This window comes from Gloeothece verrucosa PCC 7822 (assembly GCF_000147335.1).
GTDB lineage: Bacteria > Cyanobacteriota > Cyanobacteriia > Cyanobacteriales > Microcystaceae > Gloeothece > Gloeothece verrucosa.
The window spans coordinates 219,697-233,382 of sequence record NC_014534.1 but is presented as its reverse complement, the minus strand read 5'-3'; the positions used below and the strand labels follow the sequence as shown (position 1 = coordinate 233,382).

12 protein-coding genes are annotated in these 13,686 nt (G+C 38.2%); 4 read left to right on the top strand and 8 right to left on the bottom strand.

Annotated features, from left to right (window positions below; genetic code table 11):
- Positions 1–143: 143 nt before the first annotated feature.
- A complete protein-coding gene (locus tag CYAN7822_RS39255) occupies positions 144–4,970 on the bottom strand; it encodes a hypothetical protein (protein WP_013334938.1) in 4,827 nt (1,608 codons plus the stop codon).
- Between the two features lie 29 nt (positions 4,971–4,999).
- On the opposite strand from CYAN7822_RS39255, the gene CYAN7822_RS31325 reads away from it, so the two are divergent.
- Positions 5,000–5,275, top strand: a complete 276-nt coding sequence (locus CYAN7822_RS31325) for a hypothetical protein (protein ID WP_013334937.1) — start codon at positions 5,000–5,002, stop codon at positions 5,273–5,275.
- A gap of 811 nt (positions 5,276–6,086) precedes the next feature.
- Here the strand turns inward: CYAN7822_RS31325 and CYAN7822_RS31320 are convergent.
- Together CYAN7822_RS31320 and CYAN7822_RS31315 are read right to left on the bottom strand one after the other, a co-directional pair.
- Complete coding sequence (locus tag CYAN7822_RS31320; protein ID WP_013334936.1) at positions 6,087–6,410, bottom strand: hypothetical protein; 324 nt, start codon at positions 6,408–6,410, stop codon at positions 6,087–6,089.
- Entirely contained in the window at positions 6,407–6,649 is a 243-nt protein-coding gene (locus CYAN7822_RS31315) for a hypothetical protein (protein WP_013334755.1), read from the bottom strand. The genes CYAN7822_RS31320 and CYAN7822_RS31315 overlap by 4 nt, the downstream gene beginning before the upstream one ends.
- Before the next feature lie 196 nt (positions 6,650–6,845).
- On the opposite strand from CYAN7822_RS31315, the gene CYAN7822_RS31310 reads away from it, so the two are divergent.
- Both CYAN7822_RS31310 and CYAN7822_RS37095 read left to right on the top strand, forming a co-directional pair.
- Positions 6,846–7,079 (top strand): helix-turn-helix domain-containing protein, encoded by a 234-nt coding sequence (locus tag CYAN7822_RS31310; protein WP_157871992.1) that lies wholly within the window; start codon positions 6,846–6,848, stop codon positions 7,077–7,079.
- A gap of 436 nt (positions 7,080–7,515) precedes the next feature.
- Positions 7,516–8,286, top strand: a complete 771-nt coding sequence (locus tag CYAN7822_RS37095) for a hypothetical protein (RefSeq protein ID WP_013334935.1) — start codon at positions 7,516–7,518, stop codon at positions 8,284–8,286.
- A gap of 325 nt (positions 8,287–8,611) precedes the next feature.
- On the opposite strand, the gene CYAN7822_RS31295 is transcribed toward CYAN7822_RS37095, so the two are convergent.
- Both CYAN7822_RS31295 and CYAN7822_RS31290 read right to left on the bottom strand, forming a co-directional pair.
- On the bottom strand, positions 8,612–10,654 hold the full coding sequence (locus CYAN7822_RS31295; protein ID WP_013334934.1) for a CHASE2 domain-containing protein: 2,043 nt from the start codon (positions 10,652–10,654) through the stop codon (positions 8,612–8,614).
- A complete protein-coding gene (locus CYAN7822_RS31290) occupies positions 10,623–11,201 on the bottom strand; it encodes a hypothetical protein (RefSeq protein ID WP_013334933.1) in 579 nt (192 codons plus the stop codon). The genes CYAN7822_RS31295 and CYAN7822_RS31290 overlap by 32 nt, the downstream gene beginning before the upstream one ends.
- A 35-nt stretch (positions 11,202–11,236) precedes the next feature.
- On the opposite strand from CYAN7822_RS31290, the gene CYAN7822_RS31285 reads away from it, so the two are divergent.
- Positions 11,237–11,443 carry a hypothetical protein gene (locus CYAN7822_RS31285; RefSeq protein WP_013334932.1) on the top strand — a complete coding sequence of 69 codons (207 nt, stop codon included), beginning with the start codon at positions 11,237–11,239 and terminating at the stop codon, positions 11,441–11,443.
- A 13-nt stretch (positions 11,444–11,456) separates the two neighbouring features.
- Here CYAN7822_RS31285 and CYAN7822_RS31280 read toward each other — a convergent pair whose 3' ends face one another.
- The 3 genes from CYAN7822_RS31280 to CYAN7822_RS31270 all read right to left on the bottom strand — a co-directional run bounded on the left by CYAN7822_RS31280 (position 11,457) and on the right by CYAN7822_RS31270 (position 13,245).
- Positions 11,457–12,491 (bottom strand): IS701 family transposase, encoded by a 1,035-nt coding sequence (locus tag CYAN7822_RS31280; protein ID WP_013334931.1) that lies wholly within the window; start codon positions 12,489–12,491, stop codon positions 11,457–11,459.
- A 155-nt stretch (positions 12,492–12,646) separates the two neighbouring features.
- Positions 12,647–12,889: a DUF4926 domain-containing protein gene (locus CYAN7822_RS31275; RefSeq protein ID WP_013334930.1), complete on the bottom strand. Its 243-nt coding sequence runs from the start codon at positions 12,887–12,889 to the stop codon at positions 12,647–12,649.
- Between the two features lie 14 nt (positions 12,890–12,903).
- Positions 12,904–13,245, bottom strand: a complete 342-nt coding sequence (locus CYAN7822_RS31270; RefSeq protein ID WP_013334929.1) for a DUF6883 domain-containing protein — start codon at positions 13,243–13,245, stop codon at positions 12,904–12,906.
- Positions 13,246–13,686 lie beyond the last annotated feature (441 nt).

Genomic DNA, 13,686 nt, shown 5'->3' with positions numbered 1-13,686 from the left:
CTTAAGAGACTTAACCGATATCAGTTTTACTAAGATGATATTTTCCTTTATTTAAGGGTTTTGTTTGATTGTATCATTAAATTTGAGCGCGAAACTCATTAATTTTTGTCAAGTATATGCCTCGAAGGATAATTTTATCAAAATTATCGTCCCCTCGACTGCCTAACATGAATTTTTTGAGAAATTATCTCAAGAATAACCGGATCTTTCCAAAGATCGACATCATCTTGAGTTAAACCTGGGCTATTAGCGGGAAGTGATTCGCTCTGCCAAATGGCTTTTCCTTGAGCATCCTTACCGTAGTAGGAAGCAATCATTTTATATTTACCGTTTTTATTTTGCATTGTCAATCGGTCTTCTTCGATTTTAATGTCATTATGATTGCCTTTAATTTCAGTTTTGTCGTGAACGGCAAGAAAAGCGTACACAACCGGCGCGATCGCTTTTGTATACTCGGCCTGCTGCGGGTTTAACTGTTGTGAGTTAGCTTTTAAATATCCCTGCGCTGTCTGCTCAAACTTATACCCTTTTTCGCTTAAATAACCTTGAACCAATTTGTCAGTTCCCGCCGCATTTCCAACCACAAAGCTTGCCTCGGCTGCGATCGCTTTTTCAAGTAGCGGCTTATAATGCTGCTCAAATGTCGTTTTAATTTGTTCATCAGTCACGCCGCGCTCTTGGCCAGAACCACTGATCATGATTACATCATCCTTGGTGTACTCTCCCGTATTAGCTAATCCAAACGCTTCCCAACACTGTTGATATTTAGCCGTAGAAGAGAGAACATCTTTGTCGGACTGGGCACTATGGCCAATAAATTGAGTGGCACTCGCCGCCATTGCCCGATCTTTTACTCGATTTTGTTCAACAGATGCTTTTGAAGAAGGGGGAATTAGCAAATTAACATCATTGGGTTTAATGCCAGGGCAAGTATTAGTATATTGCGGATTTTCATTGAGAATTTCGGCTAAGGCACGGGCTTGGGAAATATCGCTCGTAGCAAATTTATCGGTAAGGGTCTTTCCTTTGGCTGTATTAGCCAGTTCAATCATCAAATGGGGATTTTCATAAACCCACTGCTGCCACAACGCTTTATATTCACTCCAGAGTTGGTCTGTTGATTTTTCGAGGAGTGGCGGCTTACCTTTGCCCTTTTGCCAGTCTTTATCAGTTGGGGAAGAACGGTAGCCTTTAACATCTAACTGGTATGCCTCTTCAATGGTTCGCCCGTCATCAAGCCGCGCAACCAGGGCGCTCAATCGTTTATCCCCTTGGGTTGAAACTTCATAGGTGGCTTGTCCGGCTTGTGGGTAGCGTGACCAGCTATATTTAGTATTATTGTTGTCAATATCCTTGCCAAGAAGTGCTTCAAAAAATCTTTCCGCATCCCTTGGCTGCCCGAATTTACTTACTAACTTGGAAAGGGTTCTTTCTGGAATAAGCTCAATCTGGGCTTTATAGATGGCATAGTTACTAATCCTCGATTTTTCGCTTTCTGAGACATCAAGGGTTAAGGGAACCCCCTGTTTTAAAAACCATCCCTCAGTTGGCTCGGTTTTGCGGCTATCCACCGCTAACAATAATGTATCTTTATCAAGCACCTTCCCGTCAATGTCCTCCCATTGATAAATCCCTCTTGAGAGGAGGGTAGGCAAAGATTTAGGCGGCGTAACAAGTGCCTTATTGGGCGTAATTACCTGCGGATACTCAACTGTACTTGCATCGATTTCAATTTTGGCTATTGATGGGGGATCTCGGTCTAATGTCGCTGTTAGTTGAGTTCCCTTTTGTAGCAATCCTTTACGCCTTAAAATTTGCTGTGACTGTTTGTCTGTAATACGTCCTAAAATTTCTCCGTCTAATTTAACTGCCGGCTCAACTTCTCCTCTAGGATTTTTCACAAAGTCAATTTCTAATGTTCTTGAGTCGTGCCCGAAGCTGGTCATGGCATGGTTATAATTTTTTAAAACTCCTATCCGAATTGTTGCCCCATCCGCTAACGTGGCGCTAACTCCCGCCCCTGGAGGAGTGCTTACCCATCCCTGCGCTTTCGTGCCTACGGGCAATTGGGGGGATTCCCCGGCGAAACGCCCCAATCTTTTCCCATCCACTAGGATTATTCGCTGGTTATGATTGGGGTCATCTGGATTAGCTTCAAACCCAATTTCTATAGGTAGTTTTTCTTGATTAAAAATGCGTCCTTGATGCTGGTTTGATGGCGATTTTATACCCGAAACTTCTAAAGACTTAAATTGAAGGCTGCTTAGTCTCGATTGGATTTCGGGGGCAAATATAGCAAACGCGGCACTCGCCTTTTTAAATGAATTTTCTTTATTAGTTCGTGCATTACACAAATCCCACATCGCCGCCGCGTAAGACACCTTTTCGGAGTCGGGAATTGAGAAACGAATTTGCTCTGCGTACTGCTTTAGTTCCTTAAAAGCGGCGCTGACTTGCTCAGGGGTTATACTGTGTAAGATCTCTACCGGCAAAGTGCCCAAGTCTGCATGAGAGCCTTTGTTTTTTTTGATTAAATCTTCGATAAAGTGACCATATTGTCGTTCTGAGTCGATCGATAAATACCCAATTCGTTTATACAAGGGCTTACCGTAATTATTTAATTGACCGGGAACTTGAGCTAATACCATATATTTTTCGGGATGTTTTTTATTATTATTTTCCCGAACCCAAATGGTCATTTTATCCAAACTGTATGTTTGGGGATGGTTGGAGCCGTTGAGCAGATCGATAACTTCGAGAATATTACCTTTGCGTGTATGAAGATTAATTTTTGGACCGAGTGATTTGGATAGCTCGGCTTTCAATTGATGGGCTTGGCTTTGGCGTTTATTATATTCGACTCGAACCCGATCAATAAATTTTTTTTGCGCTTCGCTGTAAGATATATCTTCAAATAGATTACGGAACTGATGGGCTGGCCGAGCTTCTAAGCTATTTTTACAGAATTGTTCGTTAACCGGGCCGACCAATAGGTCTATTGGAGAATAGGTGTTGCTATTCATGGGACGCTCACGATACACCTCTTCCGATTTGCGGTCTTCCAACCAACCGACAGTGCGATAATCCGTTAATTCTTTAATGGCTTTTAAAATTCCTTGGTCTGGTCGTAGGGCTGATTTGGGGCCGTCGACAGCCACTTGTAACTCATTACCTAAAAGCCCAACTATTTCATGAAGAAATTTCCTCAGCGTTGTTAGCTTTGCTTCACTTAAGTCGGAATTTGAGTTAAAGGAGGCGAGCGCGGAGCGCCACTTCGTGTTCGCTTCTATTTGCGGCTTTAATGTTTCTAACTCTGAAGGTAGAGAGTAATCCGTTGCGATCAATTCGTTAAAATGGGAGTTAACGGTTTTTAGGTATTTTTCTTGGTCGTTTAGGGGGAGCATCGTTGTCTCTATTTCTAAAGCTATAACCTTCATCACTTGATTGGCAATTAGTCCTATCTGGTTATCTTTAGCGGATAGAGCGATCTCCTCAAAGCTGCCTTGATAGGGAACTTTAGCTTTTTTTATAACATCCGCATAACGGTTGGAAGGAAGCTGTTTTTCTTTTACTTCTTCTGCTAAGATAGCTATCTGCGGATCTTGATTACTGAGGGCATAAGCTATGCGATCACCATCAAAGTCCCCCTGGAGATAATTAGCCGCCGCCACCGGATTCATCCAAGCAACGCCCTTGTAGGGCATCAATTCGGGGATATAGCGATTGGTGAGTGCTATAAAATTATTGGAGTTAAGAAATGGGGAACGAGTGACAATAACCTCTGCCCCATTTGGTAAATTGGGGTCACAGAACTCATTGTCCTTAAGTTCCAGGCTCGGTTGTAGAAGTGCGCCCTTGAATTTAATAAACCTACCGGTTGCAATTTCTTTATATTGATTTTGAAGATGTTTATTGAGCGCATCCACTATTTTAGGATGGTCGAGTAGTTGATAGTGTCCCTCAACATCGGCTTTGAGCAGGTTATAAACAATCTCGTCATTTTCTTCGGCTGCGGCTTTATCTAACATCGTATCGATTTCATCACTTGATAATTCCTCGCCGTCGAATTCTTCAGTAAAATTCGTCTGATTTTCGATTTGATAGCGATATCTGCGCTCAGTTACCTCTAAATAATCGTGGGCTAGTTTTATGGGATCTGAGACGATTTGAGTTAATTCTTTGAGTCTTTGTTCGGCTTGTTCGACAAAGGCAGCACAAGCCAAAGGATAATTGACCAAAACCTGCGGACCCAGACTGTGTTCGCCGTAATAGGCGTGTGTTTTCAGTCCCAGTCCTAAAGTAATTTCATACTCCCCCGGTTTGATGGCTTGGTTATCATCTCCCTTTCGCCCCTTAAATGCGCTCGTCGGTATAATTAGATCATAGCCATTGCCGATTTTCTTTAAATTAGCTGGCGCAAGCGTTCCCTTGGCAATACGGGCGGCGGGATTGTTGTCTTGGGCGCGTGAACCTAGCCTAAATTGAAATGGTGTGTAGGATTTTCCGTCTATAAGGGCGTGAAGCTTGTAATCGATTTTTCCAAAGCAGTCCCCTACTAACTTTTTAGCCGCTTCTTTACCGAGTCCGATAGTGTTGTCTCCGGTTTGATCGTCGATGATTAAAATTTTTGCCCCTTTAACTTCATGAAAATTCTGACAACCTGTGAAGGGAATTGAGCCATAGGCTGCCCCATCGGAGTCAACGGGGTAAATTTCGTTTCTCACCTGCCTATCAGCAAAGTAAAATTTATCTCCATTGGCGAATTCGAGGGTTTTACCCTCAAAAGAACGCAATTGCTCTGGTTTCGTTTTATTATAAATCCTACCGAGGCTAAAGTTGACCCCCTCAAATAAATAGCCGGCTACTGAATTTTTAATGGTGATGGGCTTCGTGTCTAAATCTTGTTGGGTTAAAGTGTCGAAAAAAGGAACTTCTAATTCTGATTGGAACTTTTGTACTTGCGCTATCATGGTTTTATCGTGCGGATAAGGTAAAAAAGATGAAGCAAAATTTGCCAGAAGATGTATTAGAATCTATGCGCTACGGACTCTCCGACGAGGAAGCGATTTCAGAAGGGTTAGTTGATCCGATCGACCTCTATCAACCTAAGCTTGAGCGTGAACCCGACCCAGTGATTACCAGACCCGAATGGGGTGGGCTTGATCAAGATGAGTGGGAAGCTAACATGGCCACAGAGGATCAAATTGTTTATATTGATTTGGATGAAGTAATAGAGTTATATCAAGCAGAGCAGGCCAAGAAGGCTAAGAAATAAACAGCCTTCTGCTAGAGGTTAGTTAGTTTGTGGAGATTATCCAATGTTAGCAATCCCGTTTCTGCTTGGCAACTGTTGAATAATCTTTACAAAATTGGTTTGCCCTTTTGCTCAACAATATTAATTTCAAGAAAGTTAAGATTAAAAAAAATTTAATACTACTTAAGGGAAAAAAACGTATTTTTCTTTCGTTAATATTTTGGAAAATTCAGCCCGTCTTTAGTCTTTGAGAGCGAAAATCGAGCAGCGATAAGCTTTTAGGATTTATATTTCAGGAATACTCAGTCTTAGAAAAGTAAACTTTAGAAAAGATAGTTAAATACTATAACTGAAATATGAACAATGTTATCAAAAAATTTTATTACGAGAAGATAATAAATTTCTCAAAAAAATGAGCAAAAAATATAATCGTAAGGTTTAATTTAGAAATTTAAACACTGATGAATTAGTGGAAAATGCCAAGATTGTAAGAGAAGCTTCTGAAAAGGAATGCAAAAAATATAAATGATTTTGCGCTCTCTTTGTTAGAGTCTGAGCGAAAATCAACACACGGTGACGTTAAAGTTTCTTCAGATATTTTATTAGCCAGAGTTAAATAATCTTCCCAATTAAAAGCCATTAATAATTATACCTAATCAAGATTTTGCTCCGAATTTTTGCCTTATATTTTCCCAACCATTCATCATACACTTTTTCGATAATAATTTTATTCTACTCTAAAGTAAATTAATCGAACTCATATTTCTACAACGGCTTGGGGTGCTAAAAGAGATCTCCGCACCGAGAATTAAGCAGGAAGTTGCTCTGCCTGCTAGTTGTCCCAACCCAAGTAAGCTTGCACTATATACTCTTGCGCTTGTTCATGAGTCTCAAAAGCAGACGGGCTACTGGAATCGCCAAAGCACCCATTGCGATAAAATGGCGTTGCCAACCAGCAGTCATCATCAAAGGAACGGCAGAATGCCCCCAAACACTGGCGACCATACCAGACGTGATAGAGTCCGTAGTCATTTTCGGACTTGTCGAGTTGAATCTCTCTGTCGCAGTAAGCCGTGTTTTGGGCGTTGTAAGCTTTTTCAATCGAGTTTTCCAGTTCAAGAATATCAAAGTCTTCGTATTGGGTTAGTCTAGTCATGCCGCTACCTCCACAGAAACGTACTTAACTAACTCAAAACGCCACTGAGGATGAAAACTAACGGTTTGAGTTTCAATGGTGTTGACCGATAGGTCATAAACTTTGAACGTCATACCAGCACGAGTATATATAGGCTCGGTGGCAACTTGCCATAAATCGCCTGTAAAATGACGTATTACGTCGCCAACGGTTAACTCGTCAGCATGAAGAGTAGTGACAGCCTCGGTATTTTGTGTCATTATGGTAATTAATTAGATATTTGTAGTTGGAAAGGCGGTTAGCTTTAATAAGCAATCGTCTTTCCTTGTCCCTTAATTTAACACCTTTACAGGTAGCTGTCAATATGTATAGACAAATACCTGTGAATAGTGCTATATTGATATTGTTCTAGGCAAGTAGTTAAATAAGGAGTGTTGTAGAGTGCTACTGCCAATAATGACAAAAGATTTACGTTTTATCTGTAATTTAAAACAAATATTGGAGGAAAAAAACTTAAATCAATCCGAGTTACATAGAAAAAGTGGTGTTTCCATGACTACAATCCGTAATTTAACAAGTGGTGCTATTTTAGAGCGAATTGATAGGGGAAGTACCGCCAAATTGCTTGAAGCTTTAGATTGTAGCTTTGACCAATTGTATAAAATTGAATGGCTTGAAATTGAAGATTAATTTTTAATTAATTAATCTCTATCAATTTTGGTGACTAGATTTAAGCATTTGTTAAGCTTTTTCAAAAAATCGAACTATTTCAGTTGCGATATAAATAATTTACTTGTTCTGCGAGACTGTACAAAATAGTGATTAAATAACCGAACTTTAATTACTTTATATCTCGCAGTTTCTGCCCCAAAAATGACTTCTTAGCCAACTAACAAAAAATGGCTGGTACCCCAGGGCTAAGAAATTTTAAGCATCATCCTTGAGATACAACCCGAGCTACATATATACCCTGCTCTTCATTTTCGCTCAAGATTTTATCTATAGGGGGAATCTTAAGTTTTGCACCTAAAAAAATATGAGGCTAGTTTACGCGCAAATTGAGGTTGTCACCAAAGTGTAACGTGAGTACCTTCACCTTTAATAAGATAGGAGCATAACACTTACTATGGAATTTTCTCAACAGTTAGCTATAACTTTAATCGAATCAAAGGACGAATTTCCCGTTGATTTTGAGGAAGCTTGGAACTGGATCGGTTACAGCACTAAGCAAAAAGCAAAAAACAAGTTACTCAATAATTTTGAACCAGAAATTGACTACCAAGTTTTGCTTAACCAAACGGTTAAGCAATCAGGGCGAGGTGGCTATAACCGAGAACAGATAAGACTTACAGTCGATTGCTTAAAATCCTTGGGGATGATGGCAGGAACCCAAAAAGGTAAAGAAATCCGTCGTTATTTCCTTGAGTGTGAACGGATTGCCAAACAGGCCATCGAAATTATTCCCGCCCAAGCGCAAGAAATAGAAAAGCTTAAACTAGAGGTCGAACTGGCTAAAACACAAGAGCGACTACTCATAACCACTCAGGCTATTGCTACTTTACACGGAACTGAAATGGTCGCTTTAATCCTGGGCAAACCCGAAGCGATCGTTACTAAGACAGAGAAGGCCGAAACGTTAGTTACTGTAGATCAGTTTGGCCGGGCAATTGAGAAGTACGATGGCATCGGCATCAGCTACTTAGCCCGTCGATACGGCTTTGGTAAGAACACAAAAGCTTGTCATCACTGGCTTTCAACCATTGGCGTTAGCGAGGAGCAATGGTTGACCGAGCCAGCTTTAGTTAAAGCCAAGAAACTACCGCGAGATCTTCTTCCTTGGCTCGATAAGCAGTATGCCAATAAGAAAGGAACGAGACAAACGCTTTTAGGAGAATGAAATCACAAAACCCAAACTTTTTTAGAAAATAGAGGGATTGACGCTAAAATACAATGTTCTGAGAAAGTTTCCTTAACCCAACCCTAAATATAAACCGTTTAAAATACAGCAAGACAAAAAATTTCTCATTCTCAACGGTTGTGGCTTTATCTAGCATCGCGGCCAGTGAATTTTTAATAGTGAGCGGTTTCCTGTCTAGATTTTTTTAGGTTAAGGTATCGAAAAAAGGAACTCTTAATTCAGTTTGGCTCTTTTGTCCTTACGCTATCATGGTTTTATCGTGCCAGTAAAGGAAAAAAAGATGAAGCAGAATTAATTCAATTAGCTAAAACATTAGCCCGTCTGAAAGGGGTAATTGTATTTTCCAGCAATATACATTTTGAGACAACATTTGGCTGATTAATCCCTGATATTGATTTAATCTGTCTTCTACAGCCAACAATAAAGCGAGGCTTTTGTAATCATAAATACAGTCAGTGATAATAAAAATTATGTAATTCTCCTTTTCCGCTTTATCAAGAATTGTTATTGAAAAATTTTTTCGGTTTTGAATAACTCGCCCGGCTTTAAAAATTTCGTCTAGAATTACATAAATACTGACTAAAAAATTCATCGGATCATAAATTTTAAACCCAGTTAAAGAAACTTGGATTTTCAGTATTGATTTTAAATCTAGCTGATAACACTCATAAAAAACTGAAGCTGAATTATTAATCAATCGTTCTAATAATTCAGCGATAGAAAGAGAATACTGCCCTAGCTCTAAAAAATCATTTTGAAGTAACCCTTCCAAATGGGGAATCGACATTCCTAAATTAAATCTAATTTTATCTAATTGTTCTTTTTGTTGTTGAGTTATGAACAATAACTTAGCTGACTGGCTAATGGCTTTTTGTTTTAATTCTGGATCAGGTAGCCTAAAAAAGATTTTGCTTATATTTTCTTCAAGATTTTTGAGGCTACTAAAGGAATTTTGCAAATAACAAAAAGGAGTAACTAAATTTTGAGCTAAATCATTTCCCAATATAGCCAATATTCGGTAAGCTCTCTGTTTATCTAATTGGTTTTCCAATCTTTGATTCAACGCGATAATTTGCCAGTAACTGTCTAGCGCCAAGGTACTTGCTCCGCTTAAAAGAATTGCCAAGACCGCAGGAACTACTGAAATCCAATGACCTTGTAAAAAGGTGGCAAAACCAACTATAAACAGCAAAATAGTAGCTCCTAAAAGATAACTTGATATTTGAATTAATTTCTCTGCACCAAAGCGAAGAACACAAATTACTCCTGCCAATCCCCATAGACAAATCCAAGCTGAAATCCAAGGTTCTGTCCATACTGTTATTGAAGGATTATTATCAAAAACGGTACTGAGAATTTGGCTGGATACCTGTGCCTGGATCTCAATACCATGCAGTCGTCGAGGGGAACCGCTTTCGCTTGTTCGACTTAGAGGTGTTAAAAACTGATCTTTCAAACTAGGAGCGTAAGCACCCACGAAAACAAGGCGATCACGGAAATTTTGTTCTGCAACTTTTCCCTCTATCACATCAGTTATAGAAACGACTTTAAACTTGGCTTTACGCCAGTTGACTAAAATTTGGTAGCCAGCATCGTCAGCTTTAGTATAAGGACCTGAATAATTATTAAAAACATAAAAAGTTTTATCCTGAATTCTTAAATTTTCTCCTTGCTCATCTAATTTTATTAGTATTCCTTTTTGCTTCAAATAAAATTCTGCCAAAGCCCAGGCTAATGATTTTACGTAGGGAGGGTTTGTTACAGGCCACAAATAAGCCAGTCTTTGAAACCCATCAGAGTCAATGCTTGCCTCGCTTCCGGTTTGTTGAGTTTGTGGAATAGGAGGAGGCTTAATCTTATCAAAATCCGGGTCATCTTTTATTCCCAAAAATTTGCCAATAGAAAATAAATTTGCATTTTCTTTAAATAAATTAATAAAATCTTCATGCCCTGGGGGGATTGGATAAGTTTTAAATATATCAATACCTTGTTTAGATAATTCAAATAATTCTTGATAACTTGGAGCTACTGGATGATCTCGGTAAATGTCTAAACCTATAGCTACTGGTTTGCCTGATTCAATTTTTTTAATTAATTTTGTCAGATACAGATCAGAAAGCCGGTTAGCTTGTAGTTTGTCGATATCTTTTTCAGTTACACCCACTAATATAATGCGTTCATCCACCTTTTCAATGGGCTTTAGATTAAAGTAAAAATCGATTAGATGTAATTCCCATCCCTGGAAAATTCCCAACATTCTTAAACCAATAATTACCAAGCTTAGTCCTAGGCCGATTAAAATACTTAAATTAGCTTTAGTTAATTTGAAGGGCTTCAAATTTCTCATCTTTAGTTATTTTTTCCACTAATTGATCAAAAGAGGTAATTTCCTCAACTCGGTTCACCCAAACATCAAGTGTTGTTCCATAAGCGGCTTTACCTTCACATAAAATTGCCGCCGATAACTCATACTGTTGTTGTTGTTTCAAACTAGGAAGCTGTATTAACAAATATTTATTTCCTTGAACCACTAATTTTTTTTCATAAATTAATAAACGTTCAAATTTCCCCCTCACTTCAGTAAGTGTGATGACAAAATTTTCGGGGTTATCTGAAATTATTTGGTACACTACTATAGGGTTTTCTTTTCCAGTATTTAAAAAATAGGTGCTTTCTCCTTCTGCTCCTAAAATAGCAAGCTTTCCCACAATATACGGACAACCTCGCATTCCCTGCCCCCACTTTTTCCCACTTTCGAGCGTCTGTTGTGATTGCGTATTTCTTCTTTGGCTTCTATTGCGCTGCTCTCGGTTAGGAGGATTAACTGGACAAAGAGGTAATTCCCAACTCATCAACAAAAATCCGATAAAAATCGCCCAAAAAAAATTTCCCAAAAATCTTAACCTCAACAATTTCATCTAAAAAACTTATGCCAAAAGTAATTATTCGGGTTATTATATCATTCTTATTTCTCGCTTGTTTTCCGCTAAAAGGAATAGCTCAAGCTTATTGGCAGAAAGGGCAAGAGTCTTATGAACGCGGTAATCTCATTCAAGCTATTGAATTCTGGCAACAAGAAATTGATAGCGGTTCTTCTATGACAGGGGCTGCCTTACTTATAGGAGTTACGCATTGACAGAAAAATAAACTTATGCGGCTAAAGTATTTTTTTCTTCTAAGCGCTTAAGAATAAACTCTCTAGCAACTTTAAGATAAAGCTCTCGTTGAACTTCATACCAAGTAAAGATTGTTTCTTGAATCCTCATTAATTCTAGTTGGCAAAAAGCTCTTAAAGAACAGAAAATATGAGTAGCTATAGATTGGGAAGTTCTGACTAAAAATTTATTTAAGCCGCATAATTGTTTTAAAGCTCTATGATAACATTCAATTCCCCAATGAATTGAACATAAATAGCGCAATTGATTTCTTGTTAAAAGTTTATTATCTGACTCTGACTCTTCAGTTTGATAGATTAAGTAATACCGAGGCTTTTCGTTTTTGAAAACCCTTTGAAATACTTTTACCCAACCAAATTCTTTTAAATAAACTTTAAGTCCATCTTCTGGAATCTCTAACTGCTCTACTTTACAGAATTTGCCACCCAAAACTTTTACTTGTCTATTTTTAGCTATTCCTACTAAAAAATCTAGTTTCTTGTCTTTAAAAAACTTTAAATTATTTTTAGAAGAATACCAACTATCTGTCGTGATTGTTTTAGGCACAATTCCCCACTCAAGCACTTCTTCTATCATTTCTTTTAAATATTCATTTTTCGTTTTTCCCTCCTCTTTATCATAAAGACGATAATTAATTGGAACTGAATTTCCATTTAAATCCGTATAATATACAGTAATTAAATTAATACCTTTAATTACTTTTTTATGTTTGCCTGACCAATAATAGCCTATTAATTTACATGACGATGGATTACTGTACAGCTTTTCAATAATTGTATCATCAGCACTTAATGTTCCTCCTGTTAAATTAATAAATTTTTTGACTTCATCAAATAAATCTTTGGGTTCATAATTTTCTCTAAGTAAAAAACGATTAGCACTGTCATGAGATATATCCATAATTTGCCCTAAACGAGAACAACCGCTCCATTTAGGCTCGGCAATTAAATAATTCGTGTAAATATCTAGGTCACATTTGGCCGTGCTTGGCTTAGTTTGCTGTCTTATGGGGTTTCTCCAGTGAGCGCTAGGGGAAAAGTAATATTACCCATAACTGTGTCATTCTGTCAATGCGTATCTCCTAGCAGGAACGGTATAGGCAAAAAGAAGAAGCCACTATTATAGATCTATAACACTACCGAATTTTTTAGTGATCCACAGATTTAACCCACTACCGATAAATTATAAAAAAGAGGCATTAGCTTTTCCGATTTAACAGTTAACAGAGCATACGTTTGTCCCTTATCATCAGAAAACTCAACTTCAAATGCTTCTCCATCTTTATATTTTTCCACAACCGTTCCTACTTGTCCCCGACGTAAGATAATTTCTTGTTCCGTCATGAATCGTTGAGTTTTTGTATCTTCAACCAGGGCAACTGTATCATGTAGTTGAATTTGAACCATCTTCATCATTCTCCTTAATCGATTGGATAAACCGTTATCAGCCTTGGATAAACTTCACCAATGCGAATAATCCAACAACTTCTAATTATAGATGTTCCTACCTCCGTTGTTAAATTAAAATCAATCACGTATTTATTCCCATACTCGCTGGTTGTTTGGTACATTAATTCTTTATTTATTGCTGCTTGGAGCAGAGCCGTAAGAAGAATTTCTTGATTTTCTAAAACGATTCCCAATTGGTCCCTAAAAAGACGAGCTTTATGTTTTCCCTCTTTATGCTCAAAGTTCAAAGAATAAGTTGTTAGCTTATCGATTATTTGTTGCCGGTCAACTAGATTCCCATAAGGTAGCTTCATCGAATTAAAAAACGATTGTTCTATGTATAATATTAACAATAAAAATTAAAGTTTTACTCAATGAGTTTTAGATTAGGCTCTATCTAGTTGCTGCGGGCAAATGGCTAAACAATTTGATGGCGTACTACGCCCCTCATTAAGTATTGGTCTCTTAGTATTCCCAACTTCTTTGATTAATTTACATTACCCTGATATTCATTGCTTAAAAGCGCTCTCATGATGATTATTGGCTAAAACGGCTTCTGTATTTAGAATAATTCAAATCTTGAATTTGATGATCGATTTTACGTGATTGGCGACGCGCCACACGATGTTCGCTGCACAATGGCAATAGAAGCTTTGACAATAGCTATTGCCTCAAAGCGTTATTGGGTGGCAGAGTTAATCAGTGCGGGAGTTGGTTGGTAAGGTAAACTTTTCCTCCTCCTGCCCATAAAGAGC

Coding starts and splice junctions, on each gene's coding strand:
- CYAN7822_RS39255 (WP_013334938.1), bottom strand. CDS start 4,970: ATGATAGCGCAAGTACAAAAGTTCCAATCAGAATTAGAAGTTCCTTTT.
- CYAN7822_RS31325 (WP_013334937.1), top strand. CDS start 5,000: ATGAAGCAAAATTTGCCAGAAGATGTATTAGAATCTATGCGCTACGGA.
- CYAN7822_RS31320 (WP_013334936.1), bottom strand. CDS start 6,410: ATGACTAGACTAACCCAATACGAAGACTTTGATATTCTTGAACTGGAA.
- CYAN7822_RS31315 (WP_013334755.1), bottom strand. CDS start 6,649: ATGACACAAAATACCGAGGCTGTCACTACTCTTCATGCTGACGAGTTA.
- CYAN7822_RS31310 (WP_157871992.1), top strand. CDS start 6,846: ATGACAAAAGATTTACGTTTTATCTGTAATTTAAAACAAATATTGGAG.
- CYAN7822_RS37095 (WP_013334935.1), top strand. CDS start 7,516: ATGGAATTTTCTCAACAGTTAGCTATAACTTTAATCGAATCAAAGGAC.
- CYAN7822_RS31295 (WP_013334934.1), bottom strand. CDS start 10,654: ATGAGAAATTTGAAGCCCTTCAAATTAACTAAAGCTAATTTAAGTATT.
- CYAN7822_RS31285 (WP_013334932.1), top strand. CDS start 11,237: ATGCCAAAAGTAATTATTCGGGTTATTATATCATTCTTATTTCTCGCT.
- CYAN7822_RS31275 (WP_013334930.1), bottom strand. CDS start 12,889: ATGGTTCAAATTCAACTACATGATACAGTTGCCCTGGTTGAAGATACA.
- CYAN7822_RS31270 (WP_013334929.1), bottom strand. CDS start 13,245: ATGAAGCTACCTTATGGGAATCTAGTTGACCGGCAACAAATAATCGAT.